This window comes from Roseomonas sp. E05 (genome assembly GCF_030063475.1).
GTDB lineage: Bacteria > Pseudomonadota > Alphaproteobacteria > Acetobacterales > Acetobacteraceae > Pseudoroseomonas.
Window position 1 is genome coordinate 252,458 of record NZ_JASIRT010000003.1, and the last position, 15,958, is coordinate 268,415.

At 72.7% G+C, this 15,958-nt stretch carries 11 protein-coding genes; 9 read left to right on the forward strand and 2 right to left on the reverse strand.

The genetic code is table 11. The features are described from left to right. Positions 1 to 20: 20 nt before the first annotated feature. Entirely contained in the window at positions 21 to 2,183 is a 2,163-nt protein-coding gene (gene ligA, locus QMO56_RS05430) for an NAD-dependent DNA ligase LigA (RefSeq protein WP_283524018.1), read from the reverse strand. A 104-nt stretch (positions 2,184 to 2,287) separates the two neighbouring features. Between ligA and QMO56_RS05435 the strand changes: the two genes are divergently transcribed. Both QMO56_RS05435 and QMO56_RS05440 read left to right on the forward strand, forming a co-directional pair. After that, positions 2,288 to 2,917 (forward strand): LysE family translocator, encoded by a 630-nt coding sequence (locus QMO56_RS05435; protein WP_283524019.1) that lies wholly within the window; start codon positions 2,288 to 2,290, stop codon positions 2,915 to 2,917. A 180-nt stretch (positions 2,918 to 3,097) separates the two neighbouring features. Next, positions 3,098 to 4,093, forward strand: a complete 996-nt coding sequence (locus tag QMO56_RS05440) for an alpha/beta fold hydrolase (protein ID WP_283524020.1) — start codon at positions 3,098 to 3,100, stop codon at positions 4,091 to 4,093. Between the two features lie 9 nt (positions 4,094 to 4,102). Here QMO56_RS05440 and QMO56_RS05445 read toward each other — a convergent pair whose 3' ends face one another. Further along, positions 4,103 to 7,318 (reverse strand): DEAD/DEAH box helicase, encoded by a 3,216-nt coding sequence (locus QMO56_RS05445; RefSeq protein WP_283524021.1) that lies wholly within the window; start codon positions 7,316 to 7,318, stop codon positions 4,103 to 4,105. A 278-nt stretch (positions 7,319 to 7,596) separates the two neighbouring features. Here QMO56_RS05445 and QMO56_RS05450 point away from each other — a divergent pair, with 278 nt between their 5' ends. The 7 genes from QMO56_RS05450 to QMO56_RS05480 all read left to right on the forward strand — a co-directional run bounded on the left by QMO56_RS05450 (position 7,597) and on the right by QMO56_RS05480 (position 15,955). Then, positions 7,597 to 8,808, forward strand: a complete 1,212-nt coding sequence (locus QMO56_RS05450; RefSeq protein WP_283524022.1) for a zinc-dependent alcohol dehydrogenase — start codon at positions 7,597 to 7,599, stop codon at positions 8,806 to 8,808. Positions 8,809 to 9,036: 228 nt separating this feature from the next. Next, the gene (locus QMO56_RS05455) at positions 9,037 to 9,693 is read left to right on the forward strand and encodes a cytochrome c3 family protein (protein WP_283524023.1); all 657 of its coding nucleotides are present in this window, start codon (positions 9,037 to 9,039) and stop codon (positions 9,691 to 9,693) included. 8 nt (positions 9,694 to 9,701) lie between these two features. Next, complete coding sequence (locus QMO56_RS05460) at positions 9,702 to 12,509, forward strand: 4Fe-4S dicluster domain-containing protein (RefSeq protein WP_283524024.1); 2,808 nt, start codon at positions 9,702 to 9,704, stop codon at positions 12,507 to 12,509. Continuing rightward, entirely contained in the window at positions 12,506 to 13,858 is a 1,353-nt protein-coding gene (gene nrfD / locus QMO56_RS05465) for an NrfD/PsrC family molybdoenzyme membrane anchor subunit (protein ID WP_283524025.1), read from the forward strand. Before QMO56_RS05460 ends, nrfD begins: the two co-directional genes overlap by 4 nt. Continuing rightward, on the forward strand, positions 13,855 to 14,373 hold the full coding sequence (locus tag QMO56_RS05470) for a DUF3341 domain-containing protein (protein ID WP_283524026.1): 519 nt from the start codon (positions 13,855 to 13,857) through the stop codon (positions 14,371 to 14,373). Before nrfD ends, QMO56_RS05470 begins: the two co-directional genes overlap by 4 nt. Next, positions 14,370 to 14,885 (forward strand): cytochrome c, encoded by a 516-nt coding sequence (locus tag QMO56_RS05475; protein ID WP_283524027.1) that lies wholly within the window; start codon positions 14,370 to 14,372, stop codon positions 14,883 to 14,885. Before QMO56_RS05470 ends, QMO56_RS05475 begins: the two co-directional genes overlap by 4 nt. Beyond that, positions 14,882 to 15,955, forward strand: a complete 1,074-nt coding sequence (locus QMO56_RS05480; protein ID WP_283524028.1) for a hypothetical protein — start codon at positions 14,882 to 14,884, stop codon at positions 15,953 to 15,955. The genes QMO56_RS05475 and QMO56_RS05480 overlap by 4 nt, the downstream gene beginning before the upstream one ends. The last annotated feature ends 3 nt before the right edge of the window (positions 15,956 to 15,958 follow it).

The following is a 15,958-nucleotide window of genomic DNA, read 5'->3' on the forward strand; positions in this document are numbered from 1 at the left end:
CGCGGGCTGGGCTGGCGGGCTCAGAGGCCCGCCATCTCCCGCCACTCGGCCTCGGTGAGGGTGCGGATGCCGAGCTCGGCGGCCTTCTTGGCCTTCGAGCCGGCCTCGGCGCCGACCACCACGAAGTCGGTCTTCTTCGAGACGCTCTTGGTCACCTTGGCGCCGAGCCGCTCGGCCACCGCCTCGGCCTCGTCGCGCGAGGTCTGCTCCAGCGTGCCGGTGAAGACCATGACCTTGCCGGCGAAGGGGCTGTCGGCGTTCGCGAAGCCGGCGGCCTCCTCCGGCGTCACCTCGCGCGCTAGGTCGTCCAGCGCGGCGAGGTTGCGCGGCTCGGCGAAGAACTCGACCAGCTCCTGCGCGATGGCCGGGCCGATGCCCTGGATGGAGCCCAGCTCCTCCCGCGCCTCGGAGCCGATGGTGGTGGCGGCCAGCATCCGCGCCCGCCAGTGGGCGAAGGAATGATAGTGCCGCGCCAGCAGCTTGGCGTTCTGCTCGCCGATGCGGCGGATGCCGAGGGCGAAGATGAAGCGCTCCAGCGGTACCTGGCGGCGCGCCTCGATGGCGGCGAGCAGGTTGGCCACCTTCCGCGTCGCCATGCCCTTGGCCGACTTGCCCCAGCCCTCCCACTGCCGCATCCGCTCGGTGTGCTGCGCCAGGCGGAAGATGTCGGCGGGGCTCTTCACCAGCCCCTCCTCGTGCAGCTTGAGGATGTTCTCCTCGCCCAGCCCCTCGATATCCATGGCATTGCGGCTGACGAAATGCTTCAGCCGCTCCACCGTCTGCGCCGGGCAGACCAGCCCGCCGGTGCAGCGCCGCACCACCTCGCCTTCGGGGCGCACGGCATGGCTGCCGCAGGCCGGGCAGCGGGTGGGGAATTCGAAGGGCTGGCTGTCCGCCGGCCGCTTCTCCGGCACGATGCCGACGATCTGTGGGATGACGTCGCCGGCGCGCTGGAGGATGACGGTGTCGCCGATGCGCACGTCCTTGCGGGCGATCTCGTCCTCGTTGTGCAGCGTCGCGTGCTGCACCATGACGCCGCCGACATTGACCGGCTGCATCACCGCGCGCGGCGTCAGCGCGCCGGTGCGGCCGACCTGGATCTGGATGTCGAGCAGCACGGTCATGGCCTGCTCGGCCGGGAACTTCCAGGCGATCGCCCAGCGCGGCGCGCGGCCGACGAAGCCGAGCCGGGCCTGCCAATCCAGCCGGTCCAGCTTGTAGACCACGCCATCGATGTCATAGGCGAGGCCGGCGCGCTGCGCTGCCATCTCCGCCTGGAAGGCCTCGGCGGCGTGCTCGTCGGGCAGTTGCCGGGAGAGCGGGTTCACCGCGAAGCCCCAGCCGCGCAGCCGCTCCAGATAGCCGGAATGGGTCTCCGCCACCGGCTCGCTGGACTCGCCCTGGGCATAGGCGAAGAGGCGCAGCGGCCGCTTCGCCGTGATGGCGGGGTCGAGCTGACGCAGCGAGCCGGCGGCGGCGTTGCGCGGGTTGGCGGGGATGCGGATCTCGGGGCCCACCTTCTCACCGCGCTCGCGGCGCTCCTCGCGCTCCTCGGCCAGGCGCTGCTGCTCGGCCTGGAACTGAAGAAAGTCCGCCTTGCTCATGAAGACCTCGCCGCGGATCTCGATGCTGGCGGGGTGAGGAGCAGGGAGCCGGCGCGGCAGGATGGCCTCGTCGAAGGTCTCCAGGTTGCGGGTGATGTCCTCGCCCACCATGCCGTCGCCGCGCGTGGCGCCGCGCACGAAGCGCCCGTCCTCGTAGAGCAGGTTGACCGAGAGCCCGTCGATCTTGGGCTCGCCGACGAATTGCAGCGTCTCGTCCTCGGGCAGCTTCAGGAAGCGCCGGATGCTCTTCGCGAACTCGGCGAAATCCTCCGGCGCGAAGGCGTTGTCCAGGCTCAGCATCGGCGTGCGGTGGCGGGACTTGGCGAAGCCGGCGGCGGCGGGGGCGCCGGGGGCGGCCTCGCTCGGGCTGTCGGGCCGCTTCAGCGCGGGGAAACGCGCCTCGATGGCGGCGTTGCGGCGGCGTAGGGCATCATAGTCCGCGTCGGTGATCTCCGGCGCGTCGTGCTGGTGATAGGCGATGTCGGCGGCGGCGATCTCGCGCGCGAGGGCGGCGAGCTCCTCGGCGGCCTGGGCCTCGGTCAGGTCCTGGACGGGAATCGGGCGGAGGGGCGCGCTCATGCCGCCCTGCTAGCCTGCCCGGCGCCCGGCGGGAAGCGCCGCCCGGCCGCATTCCGTCCGGGCGGCGATTGTCCTAACCTGGGCGGCCTTCAGGAGCCCGAGACATGCCGGAGCCGTCGATCCTCGCGCTGTTCGCCGCCGCCTGCCTGGCGCTTGCCATCACGCCGGGGCCGGACATGCTGCTGGTGGCCTCGCGCAGCCTCAGCCAGGGCCGGGCGGCGGGCTTCGCGACGCTGGCGGGCATCCAGGTGGGCATCTACGGCCATGCGCTGGCGGCGGCGCTGGGCCTGTCGCAACTCTTCGTGCTGGTGCCGCTGGCCTATGACGCGGTGCGCTACGCGGGCGCGGCCTATCTGCTCTGGCTGGCCTGGAAGGCGATCCGCGCCCCGGCGCCGGCGGCCAGCGCGCCGCCCGGCCTGCGCCGCGCGCCGATTGGCGCGATGTTCCGGCAGGGCCTGCTGACCAACCTGCTCAACCCCAAGGTCGCGTTGTTCGTGCTGGCGCTGTTTCCCCAGTTCCTGCGCCCGGAGGCGGGCTCGGTGCTGGCGCAGAGCCTGGTGCTGGCGACGGTGCTCAACCTCATCGGCGCGGCGGTGAACGGCGCGGTGATCCTGGCGGCCGGCCGCATCGGCCGCACCCTGGCGGGCGGGCGGCTGGGCCGGGCGCCGCAGTTCCTGCTGGGCGCGGTCTTTGCCGGGCTGGCGGCACGGCTGGCCTTCGAAGGCCGGCGCTGAAGGAACAGAAAAAAGCTGGGGGGCCGGGGGAATTCCTTCCCCCGGACTTTTTCCACCGCATGCGCAACGTGACGGCGCTCGCAACCGGCCGGAGGGGCAGGCTAAACTCGCCCGCCGGCCCATTGCCCGTTTGTGCCGCCGCCTGCAGGACGTTCTGCCATCACCTTGCCGCCGCCCGTCATGAGATCCGCGCGCCTTGTCCTTTCCCTGGGGCTGCTGACCGTCCTGCTGGCCGGGTGCGCGCCGCGCATGATCGGCCCTGGTCCCGCGATCATGCCTCCCAGCATGGCGGCGGAGACCTTCACCATGCCGGATGGCGCCGCGCTGCCGCTGCGCGCCTGGCCGGCGCAGGGGGCGCCGCGCGCCATCATCCTTGGCCTGCACGGCTTCGGCGACACCGCCAACAACGCCTTCGCCCGCGCCTCGCAGGCCTTCACCGCGGCGGGCGTGGCCTTCTACGCCTATGACCAGCGAGGCTTCGGCGGGGCGCCGCATCGCGGCGTCTGGCCGGGGGTGGAGGCGCTGGTGCAGGACGCGACGCGGGCAGCCCGGCTGATCCGCGAGCGCAACCCCGGCCTGCCGCTTTACCTGATGGGTGAGAGCATGGGCGGGGCGGTGGCGCTGGCCGCCGCCGCCTCGGCCGATCCGCCGCCGGTGGAGGGCATCATCCTGGTGGCGCCTGCGGTGGAGGGGCGGGCCAGCATGTCCTGGCTCAGCCGCGGGTTGCTCGACTTCGCCGCGCATACGGTGCCGCTGCTGGAGATCCGCAACTCCGCCCCCGGCTTCTCCCCCACCGACGACGAGGAGGCGATGCGCGGCTGGGGCCGCGATCCGCTGACCTACAAGGAGGTGCGGGTGGATGCGGTGTTCGGGCTGGTCGGGCTGATGGACGCGGCGGTGGCGGCGGCGCCGCATGTCCGGTCCCGCCTGCTGGTGCTCTACGGCGCCGAGGACCGGATCATCGATCCCGGGCCGGTGCGCGCCCTGCTGCGGGCGCTGCCCGACCCCGCCGCACAGCGCGGCGCCTACTACCCGAAGGGCTACCACATGCTGCTGCGCGACAGGAACCGCGCCTCGGTGGCACAGGACGTGCTGGCCTGGATGGCGGACCCGGCCGCGGCGCTGCCCTCGGGGGCGGACCGGGCGGCACAGGCCTGGCTGGCGCAGGCGCAATAGCCGGCCCGCTCACGCCGCCTGCCGGATGTGGCGGCGAACATTGCTCAGCAGGCGCGCGGCGAGGCTCAGCCGCTCCGCCGGGGTGGTGCTGGGCTGGCGCAGCACCAAACGCTCGCCCGCGAGCTGCGCCACGGCGCCCTGCGGCCCCACCTCCAGCCGCCGCACGCCGAGACGGCGGCAGCGCAGCCGCAGCCGGCCCAGATCCAGCCAGTGCCGCACCGCCGGCGGGGGCGGGCCGAAGCGGTCCTCGATCTCCTCGGCCAGTTCCTCCAGCGCGCCGGTGGCGCCCTGCCGCAGCACCTCGCCCATGCGGGCATGCAGCTCGATGCGCAGCGCGTCCTCGGCGATGTACTCCTCCGGAATGGCGGCGCTGATGCCGAGCACCACGGCAGGCGACCATTCCTCCCGTTCCGCCTCGCCGCGGGCGGCGCGCAGGGCGCCATCCAGCATGTGCTGGTAGAGGCCGATGCCGATCAGCTTCACATGCCCGGCCTGCTCCTCGCCCAGCAGGTCGCCGGCGCCGCGCAGATCCATGTCGCGCGCGCTGATGGCGAAGCCGGCGCCGATGCGGTCGAAGGCCTGCAGGGTGTTCAGGCGGCGGGCGGCGGCGGCGCTGGGCGGCGCCTCGGGGTCGGTCAGCAGCAGGATGTTGCCGCGCGTGCGGCTGCGCCCGACCCGGCCGCGCAACTGGTGGAGCTGGGTCAGGCCGAACAGGTCGGCGCGCCAGACCAGCATGGTGTTGGCGCGCGGCACGTCGAGCCCGGTCTCGACGATATTGGTGGAGAGCAGCGCGTCCACCCCGCCATCGGCGAAGCGCACCATGGCGGCGTCGATCTCCTCCGGCGGCATGTCGCCATGCGCCTCCAGCACCTTGAGGCGCGGCAGCAGGCGGCGGATGCGGGCGTGCATCGGCGCGATGTCGGCGATGCGGGGGCAGACGATGAAGCTCTGCCCGCCGCGGCGCTGCTCGCGCTGCAGCGTCTCCTTCACCAGGCTGTCGGTCCAGGGCGCCTGCAGCGTGCGAATGGGCTGGCGGCGGGCGGGCGGCGTGGCGATGACGCTCAGCGCCTGCAGCCCGATCAGCGCCGATTGCAGCGTGCGCGGGATGGGCGTGGCGGTGAGCGTCAGGCAATGCACGTCCCGCCCGAGGCGGCGCAGCATGGCCTTCTGCCGGGCGCCGAAGCGCTGCTCCTCGTCGATGATGACGAGGCCGAGCTTTTTGAAGCGCACATCCTTCGCCGCCAGGGCCTGGGTGCCGATGGCGATGCCGATCTCGCCGCTGGCCAGCCCCGCCTTGGTGGCGCGCGCCTCGGCGGGGGAGGAGAGGCGCGAGAGCGGTTCGACACGGGTGCCCAGCGCCTCGAAGCGGCGGCGGAAGGTCTCCAGGTGCTGCCGCACCAGCACGGTGGTGGGCGCCAGCACCGCCACCTGACAGCCGGCCAGGACGGCGACGGCGGCGCCCCGCAGCGCCACCTCGGTCTTGCCGAAGCCGACATCGCCGCAGACCAGCCGGTCCATCGGGCGGCCGGCGGCGAGGTCGTGCAGCATGGCCTCGATGGCCGCCTCCTGGTCGGCGGTGGGAGCGAAGGGGAAGCCGTTGACGAAGCGCTGGTAGGCGGCGCGCGGTGCGCGCAGCACCGGCGCCTTGCGCGCCTCCCGCTCGCGCGCCAGCGCCAGCATGGCCTGCGCCGTCTCGGCAATCTGCGCCTCGACCTCGGCGCGCCGCTTCGGCCAGGCCTCGCCGCCGAGCCGGTCGAGGCTGACGCTCTCCGCCTCGGCGCCGTAGCGCCAGAGGCGGTCCACTTCCTCGCCCGGGACCAGCTCGGTGGCGCCGCCGGCATATTCCAGGCGCAGGCAATCCTGCGCGACGCCGTCCAGTTCCACCGTCTCGACGCCGCGCAGCGCGCCCAGCCCGTGCTCCAGATGCACCACCGCATCGCCGGGCTGCAGCTGCGCCGCACCGAAGATCAGCCCGTGCAAGGGGAGGTCGCGCTCCCGCGCATAGGCCGGGCGCACATCGGCCAGCGCGACCACGGTCGCTTCCTCCGTGCGGAAGCCGCTGGCCAGGGCGCCGTCCAGCCGGCCGAAGCCGCCGGGTGGGGCGGCCCGCAGCGCCAGCCAGCCGGAGAGGGGTTCGGCCGGCGCGCCCAGCCGCTCGGCGGCGAGGCGCAGCAAGGGCCGGGCGGCGCGGGGCGGCCCGGCCAGGGCGACGCGCCGCCCGGCCGCGCGCTCCGCCTCCAGGAAGTCGAGGAAGGCCTCCTCGGGTTCCGGCGCGGCGGCGAAGCGGGGCAACTGGCCTGGCGGCGCCTCCGTGGCCTCCTCCAGGACGGTGACCTCGCGGCCCGCGCGCGCGGCTTTCCAGGCGGCGTGGTCAAGATGCAGCGCGGCCGGCTCGCTGAGGCGGGGCGCCGTCTCCTCGCCGGTGTCCAGGCGCAGGCGGGTGCGGAAGGCCTCGGCCACCTCCCGCTCGCGGCGGGCGCGGCCTTCCTCCACCTCCGGCTCCTCCACCACCCGCGCCTCGGGAAGCAACTCGAACAGGCTGACGAGGCGCGGGTGGAACTCGGCCAGCGCGTGCTCGGCGCCGGCCGGCAGCGGCAGCTCCTCGCCTCCCGGGTTCACGATCTCCGAGGCGGGGCCGAGCGTCACCGCCTCCACCTCCGCCGCGCTGCGCTGGGTCAGCGGATCGTAGCGGCGGATGGCGCCGATGCGGCCTTCCTCCAGCTCGACCCGGCAGGGCAGCGCGCCCTCGGCGGCAGGGAAGATGTCGAGCACCGCGCCGTGCAGGGCCGCCTCGCCGGGCTCGTCCACCCGCTCGTCCAGCACATAGCCAAGCCGCAGCAGGCGATCGCGCAGGGCCTCGCGCTCCAGCGCTGCGCCGCTGCGCAGCGTCAGCCCGTCCAGCGCGTCGGGCGGCGGCAGGCGCTGCATTGCCGCGGCCAGGCTGGCGATCACCAGGCGCGGACCGCATGCCGGCCGGGACAGCGCCGCCAGCGCCGCCATGCGGCTGCCCATCACGGCGCGGGAGGGCGAGATGCGGTCATAGGGCAGGCAGTCCCAGCCCGGCAGCAGCACCGCCTCCAGCGTGGGCGCCAGCGCCCGCACAGCGTGGTGCAGCCGGGCGGCGCGCGCCTCCGAGCGGGCCAGATGGATCAGCCCGGCCGTCCCGCTCTCCTCCGCCCGCTCCACCAGTTGCGCGGCCAGCAGGCCTTCGGGTTCCAGATCCATCGCCTCGTCCTGGCTGTGTTCCGGGCGCCGGTCCGTCGCGGCGCCCTCGGGAGCCATCCTAACGCGCCAGAGGGATAAAAGGCTCAGGACGGGCAAAAGGCTCGCCGGCGGCTGCGGCCCCGAAGGCGCAGCCGCGCCACGCAATGCCGTGACGTGCGGAACCCTGCCCCGCAGCGCGGGTTTCCCGCGAAGGTGCAGCGGCCAGGAGGTCGCGCACCGCCTGAAGCAAAGCCGCGGCGGGCCGCAACCGCGCGGCCCAGACACAGGGTTCCCCCCGCATGAAAGCAGTCGTTTTCCACGGCATCGGTGACATCCGGCTGGAGACCGTGCCGGAACCGAAGATCCGGGCGGCCAGCGACGCCATCGTCCGGCTGACCGCCAGCGCCATCTGCGGCACCGACCTGCACATGATCCGCGGCACCCTGCCCGGAATGAAGCCGGGCACGATCCTCGGCCATGAGGGCGTTGGCATCGTCGAGGAGGTGGGGCGCGGCGTGCGCAACCTGCGGCGTGGCGACCGCGTGGTGATCCCTTCCACCATCGGCTGCGGCAACTGCTCCTACTGCCGCTCCGGCTATTCGGCGCAATGCGACGACGCCAACCCGAACGGCCCGAGCGCCGGCACCGCCTTCTTCGGCGGCCCCGAGATGACCGGGCCCTTCGACGGTCTGCAGGCGGAATACGCGCGGATCCCCTTCGCGCATCACAACCTCATCCGCCTGCCGCGCGATGTCTCGGATGACCAGGCGATCCTGCTCTCCGACATCTATCCGACCGCCGATTTCGGCGCCGTTCTGGCCGAGGTCGGCGCGGGGGACGTGGTGGCGGTCTGGGGCTGCGGGCCGGTCGGGCTCTTCGCCGTGCTCAGCGCCTTCCAGCGCGGCGCGCACCGCGTCATCGCGGTGGACGGCCATGCCGACCGGCTGGAGAAGGCCCGCGAGCTGGGCGCGGAGACCATCAACTTCAATGAAGAAGATCCCGTCGAGACCATCAAGGAACTGACGCGCGGCATCGGCCCCGATCGCGCGATCGACGCGGTGGGCGTCGATGCCGAACGGCCGAAGCAGGGGCCCGCCGCGGTGAGCGGGGAGCAGGCGAAGCAGTTCGACGAGCAGGTCTCGAAGATCGCGCCCGACGCGAAGCCGCAGGGCAGCCTGTGGAAGCCGGGCGACGGGCCCTCGCAGGTCAGCATCTGGGCGGTGCAGACGCTGGCCAAGGCGGGCACGCTCGGCATCATCGGTGTCTATCCGCAGACCGACCAGTTCTTCCCGATCGGCGCCGCGATGAACAAGAACCTCTCGATCAACATGGGGAACTGCAACCATCGCACCTACATCCCGCGTCTCGTCGAGATGGTGGACGCCGGCGTGGTGGACCCGACCTCGGTTCTCACCCAGCACGAGCCGCTGACGGACGTGATCGAGGCCTACAAGCAGTTCGACCAGCGGAAGCCCGGCTGGGTGAAGGTGGAGCTGAACCCGGCCGGATGATGAGCGCCGCACCCGCCGCCTGCGCCTCACGCCCCCAGGGCGGGCCTGGGTGGAACATTAAGAATCGACAAGGCGGGCAACCATGACGAACAGCTGAGATTAGGGCGTTGAAGTCCAAAGGCATGTAAGGGGGACGGAGCCTTGACGCACCGAGCCGCAGCGGAATTGCCGCTTCGCCGCCGCGCAGGCTTTTGTCCGCAGGTCCTGTGGCGCGCCGGTTGATCCGGCATGGCACAGCATTTTCCTCCCAGCGCCGACACCATCCTGCGCGCGGTGCTCGCCGGCGCTGCATTGTTCGTCGTGGCCCTCCTCGCCGTGCTGCTGGTCCGGCCCTACACCGCCTATTCCACCTCGCAGGACCGCATCGTCGAGCAGCCCGTGCAGTTCAGCCACGCCCACCATGTCGGCGGGCTCGGGCTGGATTGCCGGTACTGCCATGAGTCGGTGGAGGAATCCGCCTTCGCCGGGCTGCCGCCGACCCATACCTGCATGACCTGCCACTCGCAGCTCTGGACCAATGCCGAGATGCTGGCGCCGGTGCGCCGCAGCCTGGGCGAGGGCAAGCCGATCCCCTGGCGGCGCGTGAACCAGGTGCCGGACTTCGTCTACTTCGACCACAGCGTGCATGTGAAGAATGGCGTCGGCTGCAGCACCTGCCACGGCCCCGTGCACACCATGCAGCAGACCTGGCAGGACAAGCCGCTGACCATGCAGTGGTGCCTCGACTGCCACCGCGATCCGGCCCAATTCCTGCGGCCGGAGGACAAGATCCTTGACATGAACTGGACGCCGCCCGCCGACCAGGAGGAGCGCGGCCGCAGGCTGATCCAGCACTACCTGATCGAAACCAAGAACCTGACGGATTGCTCGCGGTGCCATCGATGACGCCCCCGATGCCGCCCCTGCTCGGGCGCCGCCAGGCCGCGCTCGGCCTGCTCGCTTCCGCCCTGACGCTGACCTCCTGCGGGCAGCCGGAGGAGGAGATCCTCCCCTACGTCAACAAGCCGGATGGGCTGACGCCGGGCGTCTCGATGCGCTTCGCCACCAGCCTGCCGATGAACGGCTATGCCCGCGGCGTGCTGGCGACCACTTACGAAGGACGGCCGGTGAAGCTGGAGGGCAATCCGCGCCACCCGGCGAGCCAGGGCGCCACCGACGTCTTCACCGAGGCGGCGATCCTCTCGCTCTACGATCCGGACCGCTCCCGCAGCCTGCGCCAGGAGGGGCGGGTGGGCACCTGGGAGGGCTTCGAGGCCGCGCTGCTGCCGCGCCTCGCCGCCGCCGAGGCCAGGGGCGGGGAGGGGGTGCGGCTGCTGACCGGGCGGCAGACCTCGGCCACGCTTCTGCGGCTGATCGGCGGCCTGCGCGAGCGCTTCCCGGCGATGCACTGGCATGTGCACGAGCCCGTCGCCGAGACCGATGCGCGGGCCGGCGCCCGCCTGGCCTTCGGCACGCCGCTGACCGTGCTGCCGCGCCTGGAGCGGGCGCGGGTGATCCTGGCGCTCGACGCCGATCCGCTCGGGCCCGGGCCGGAGCAGATCATGCATGGCCGCGCCTTCGCCGCCATCCGCAGCGCCCGGCGCGACCGCCCCGATAGTCTCGCGCGGCTCTACGCGGTGGAGCCGGGCTTCTCCACCACCGGCGCCAAGGCGGACCACCGGCTGGCGCTGGCGCCCGCCGGGCTGCGGGATTTCGCCCTGGCGCTGGCGGCGCGGCTGGGGGCCGGCCTGTCGGCGCCCGACCTGCCGGCACCCGTCGCGCGCTTCCTGGACGCCGCGGCGCAGGACCTGGAGGGCGCGCGCGGCGCGGCGCTGGTGCTGGCGGGCCCCTGGGCGCCGCCCGAGATGCAGGCGCTGGTCCACTGGATCAACGGCCGGCTGGAGGCGCCGGTGGATTACCTGCCGCCGCCGCCGGAGCAGCCGGAGGACCTGCCCGCCCTGGCCGGAGCGCTGCGCGGCGGCGCCGTGGACACGCTGGTGATCCTCGACGCCAACCCGGCCTATGACGCGCCGGCCGACCTCGACTTCGCCGCCGCGCTGCGCGAGACCGAGGCCTTCACCGTGCATCTCGGCCCCTGGCGCGACGAGACCGCCGCGCTCTGCCGCTGGCATCTGCCGCAGCACCATCCGCTGGAGGACTGGGCCGACCTGCGCGCGCCCGACGGCACGGCCAGCATCGCCCAGCCGCTGATCCGGCCGCTCTACGCCACCCGCTCCGCCGCCTGGCTGCTGGGGCTGCTGCGGGGGCGGCTTTCGCTCGACTCCTATGCCGCGGTGCGCGAGACCTGGGCGGCGCAATGGCCGGCGGAGGCGTTCGAGGCGACCTGGCGCCGCGTGCTGCATGACGGCGTGGTGCCGGAGAGCGCCGCACAGCCCCTGCCGCCGCCCGCCGCGCGCCTGCCGGAGCCGCCATCTGCCCCGCAGGCTGGCCTGACCCTGCTGCTGCGGCCGGACCCGACCGTCTGGGACGGCCGCTACGCCAACAATCCCTGGCTGCAGGAATGCCCGAAGCCGCTGACCCGGCAGGTCTGGGGCAATGCGGCGCTGATGGCGCCCGGCGAGGCGGAGCGGCATGGGCTGCGCGAGGGCGACGTGGTGCAACTGCATGCCGGCGGCCGCATGCTGGAGGCGCCGGTGCTGCCGCTGCCCGGCATGGCGGCCGGCGTGGTGATGCTGAGCCTGGGCTACGGGCGGCGGCGCGCCGGGGCCATCGGCAACGCGTTCGGCGCCAATGCCTATGTGCTGCGCCGGGGCGATGCGCTCTGGACGCTGCCCGGGCTGCGGCTCGCGCCGGCCGGGCGGCGCGAGGACATCCTGCACCTGCAGGAGGCGCACCGGCTGGAGGGCGAGGCGCAGGAACTGCTGCCCGAGCGGCCCTTCGCCGATTTCCTCGACCACCCCCTGGAGCCTGAGCCGAAGGAGCCGCCGACCAGCATCTTCAAGCCGCTGGAGCCGGACGCGCCGGTCGCCTGGGGCATGGTGATCGACAGCACGCTGTGCATCGGCTGCAATGCCTGCGTCGTCGCCTGCCAGGCGGAGAACAACGTGCCGGTGGTCGGCCCCGAGGAGGTGGCGAAGGGGCGCGACATGCACTGGCTGCGCATCGACACCTACTGGCACGGGCCGGAGGCCGCGCCGCGGCCGGGTTTCCAGCCGGTGCCCTGCATGCATTGCGAGACCGCGCCCTGCGAGCCGGTCTGCCCCGTCGCCGCCTCGGTGCATGACGCCGAGGGGCTGAATGTGCAGGTCTACAACCGTTGCATCGGCACCCGCTTCTGCCAGGGCAACTGCCCCTACAAGGTGCGGCGCTTCAACTTCCACGGCTATGCCGACGGGCAGGAATACGCCAACCAGGGTGAGCCCATCGTCGCCGCGCACTACAACCCGGACGTGACGGTGCGCAGCCGCGGCGTGATGGAGAAGTGCACCTACTGCGTGCAGCGCATCAGCGCCGCGCGGCGGCAGGCGGAGAAGGAGGATCGCCCGATCGCGGAGGGCGAGGTGCGCACCGCCTGCCAGTCCGCCTGTCCCTCGCGGGCCATCCAGTTCGGCGATCTGCGGAAGGCGGAGGCCGCCGTCAGCCGGCTGCGTCATGAGCCGCAGCACTATGCGCTGCTCGGCCATCTCGGCACCCGGCCGCGCACCACCTACCTGGCGCAGGCGCGCAACCCCAATCCTGCGCTGGAGGAGCCGGAGGCATGAGCGGTGGAGGCAGCGAGGGGCTGCTGCCGCGCGGCACGAGCTATGGCGCGCTGGTCGGGCTGGTGGCCGACGCGCTGATGCGCCGCAATGTCGGCTGGCGCTGGTACGCCGCCTTCGGCGTGGCCCTGGCGATGACGCTGATGCTGGCGGGCTGCGTCACCTGGCTGTTCCTGCGCGGACTGGGCATCTTCGGCAACAACACCGCGGTGGTCTGGGGCTTCCCGATCGCCAACTACGTCTGGTGGATCGGCATCGGCAATGCCGGAACCTTCATCTCGGCGGCGCTGCTGCTGACGCGGCAGCCCTGGCGCGCGGCGATCAACCGCTTCGCCGAGGTGATGACGATCTTCGCCGTCTCCATCGCCGGGCTGTTTCCCATCCTGCATCTCGGCCGGCCGGAATACGCCTATTGGCTGGCGCCCTATCCGAACGTGATGGGGCTGTGGCCGCAGTGGCGCAGCGCGCTGGTCTGGGACTTCGCGGCGATCGTCAGCTACCTGATCTTCTCGCTGCTGTTCTGGTATCTCGGCCTGATCCCGGACATGGCGACGCTGCGCGACCGGGCGCAGACGCGCACGGGCCAGGTGATCTACGGCGTGCTGGCGATGGGCTGGCGCGGCTCCGCCCGTCACTGGCAACTGCACGATGCCGTCTATCGCGCGCTGGCGGTGATGGCGCTGCCGCTCGTCGTCTCCGTGCACAGCGTGGCGGCGATGGACTTCTCCGCCAGCCTGATGCCCGGCTGGCAGGAGACGATCTATCCGCCCTATTTCGTCGTGGGCGCGCTGTTCTCCGGCTTCGGCATGGTGATCGTGCTGACGGCGCTGGTGCGGCTCGGGCTCGGCCTGCAGGCGGTCATCACCCCGCGCCACTTCGGGGTGATGGGCAAGATCGTGCTGGCCTGCTCGCTGGGCATGGGCCTCTCCTACGCCACCGAGTGGTTCTACGCCTGGTCGCTCGGCAGCCGGGCGGAGCTGGTGCATCTCCACAAGCTGTTCACCGGGGAATACGCGCCGCTCTACTTCGCCATGCTGGCCTGCAACCTGCTGGCGCCGCAAATCCTGTGGTTCCCGCAGGTGCGGCGCAACATTCTCGCGGTGGTGGGCGTGGCGATCGTGCTGAACATCGGCATGTGGCTGGAGCGCATCCTGATCATCTGGAACACGCTCTCGCATGGGCACCTGCCTTCGATGTGGTCGGTGTTCTGGCCGAGCCTGTTCGATTGGCTGATCCTGGCCGGCTCGCTCGGCTTCTTCGCGCTGATGTTCCTCTGCTTCGCGCGGCTGCTGCCGGCGGTGGCGATGCACGATCTCGGCAAGCTGCTGCGCGAGCGGAGACGGGAGTCATGACGGCGCTGCTGCTGGCCGAGTTCCGCGATCCGGAGACGCTCATCGCCGCCGCGCGCCGCGCCCGCGAGGCCGGCTGGAACGGCCTCGACGCGCATACGCCCTTCGCCGTGCCGGAACTGGTCGAGGCGCTGGGCCTGCCGCCCGCGCGCATCCGCCCCGTCATGCTGGGAGCGGGGGTGGTCGCGGCCGTGCTGACCTACGCGATGTGCTGGTACAGCGCGGTGATCGACTATCCGCTCGACCTGGGTGGGCGGCCGCTGAACAGCTGGCCCACTTTCGTCGTGCTCTGCTTCGAGGCGGGGGTGCTGGCGGCCGCGCTGGCCGGCTTCGTCGCCTTCTTCGCCTTCAGCGGCCTGCCGCGGCTGCACCACCCGCTTTTCGCGGCGCGCGACTTCGACCGCGCCAGCCAGGACGCCTTCTTCCTCGCCGTGCAGGACCCGAAGGTGGATGCGGAACGCTTCGCGCTGCTGCTGGATGGGCTCGGCCCCGTCTCGGTGCGGGAGGTGGCGCAATGAGGCATGCCCTGGCCTGTGCGGTGGCCTTGCTGGCACTCGCCGGCTGCAAGCTGGACATGAAGCAGCAACGCAAGCTGAACCCCTATGAGCGCACCGACCTCTGGCCGGATGGCACCGCCGCGCGCCCGCTGCCCGAGGGCGTGGTGGCGCAGGGCGACCTGGCGCGCGACGCCGCCGCCGCCAGCCCGCCGCCCGCCACGCCGGAGCTTCTGGCGCGCGGCAAGGCGCAGTACGAGATCTTCTGCACGCCCTGCCACGGCACCGCCGGGCTGGGCGACGGCATGATCGTGCAGCGCGGCTTCCCGAAGCCGCCGAGCTACCACACGCAGCGCCTGCGCGCCGCGCCGGCCGCGCATTTCTTCGACGTCATCAGCAACGGCTACGGCGTCATGTATGGCTATGGCGACCGCGTCGCGCCGCAGGATCGCTGGGCCATCGTGGCCTATATCCGCGCGCTGCAGCTCACGCGGGCGCCGGCGCTGGCTGAGGCCGGAGGAGGGGGCAGGCCATGAGCGGCGAGGCCTTGCACGCCCGGCCCGGACGGGTGCGGCTGGCCCTGCTGGGGGGCGCGGGCGGGACGGCGCTGCTGCTGGTGGGCCTGTTGGTCCTGCCCGAGGCGCGCGAGGCCCTGGCGGCGGGCTGGATGATCGGCCTGCTGTTCTGGCTCGGCATCGCGCTCGGCGCGCTGGCACTGCTGGCGGTCCATGCGCTGACCGGCGGCAGGTGGGGGCGCGCCCTCTGGCTTGCTTTGGCGCCGGCCGCCGCCAGCCTGCCGCTGTTCCTGCTGCTGATCCTGCCGCTCGTCGTCGGCCTGGGCAGGCTCTACCCCTGGGTTGCCGGCCCGGAGCACCCGGAGCGGAACATCGTGGCGCAGCTCTACCTCAACCTGCCGGCGGCCGCGCTGCGCGGGGTGGCGGCGCTGGCGGTCTGGTCCGTGCTCGGCCTGCTGCTGGTGGGGCTGCGCCCCGGAGGCCTGCGGCAGATGGTGGCGGCGCTCGGACTGATCTTCCACGTGGTGGCGGTTACCCTGCTCGGCTTCGACTGGGTGCAGTCGCTGGAGCCGCATTTCCACTCGACCTCCTTCGGCATGGCCTCGCTGGTGCTGCAGTTGCTGGCCTGCCTCGCCTGGGCCACGCGGCTGCGCCCGACGCCCTCGGAGGCGGCCCCGGATGTCGGTGGGATGCTGCTCGCCACCGTGCTGGGCTCGCTTTATCTCGGCTTCAGCCAGTATCTCGTCATCTGGTACGGCAACCTGCCGGAGAAGGTGGAATGGTACGTGCTGCGCCAGCACTGGGGCTGGCTCAGCATCGAGCTGCTCTCGCTGCTGCTCTCCACGCTTCTGCCGCTGGTGATGCTGCTGCCCAGCGCGGTGCGCGGCAGCCCGGCGGCGCTGGCGCAGCTCGCCCCCTGGGTGCTGGGCGGCGTGCTGCTGCACCAGGTCTGGCTGCTGGCGCCCGGCGCCGGCTTCTGGGCTTTGCCGGTCGCCGCCCTGGCCGTTCTGGCGGTGGGCGGGCTGTGGTTCGGGCTGACCTATGGGCTGATCGCCGGCCGTCTCGCCGGCGTGGCGGAAGCGAGGTCCTGAGGC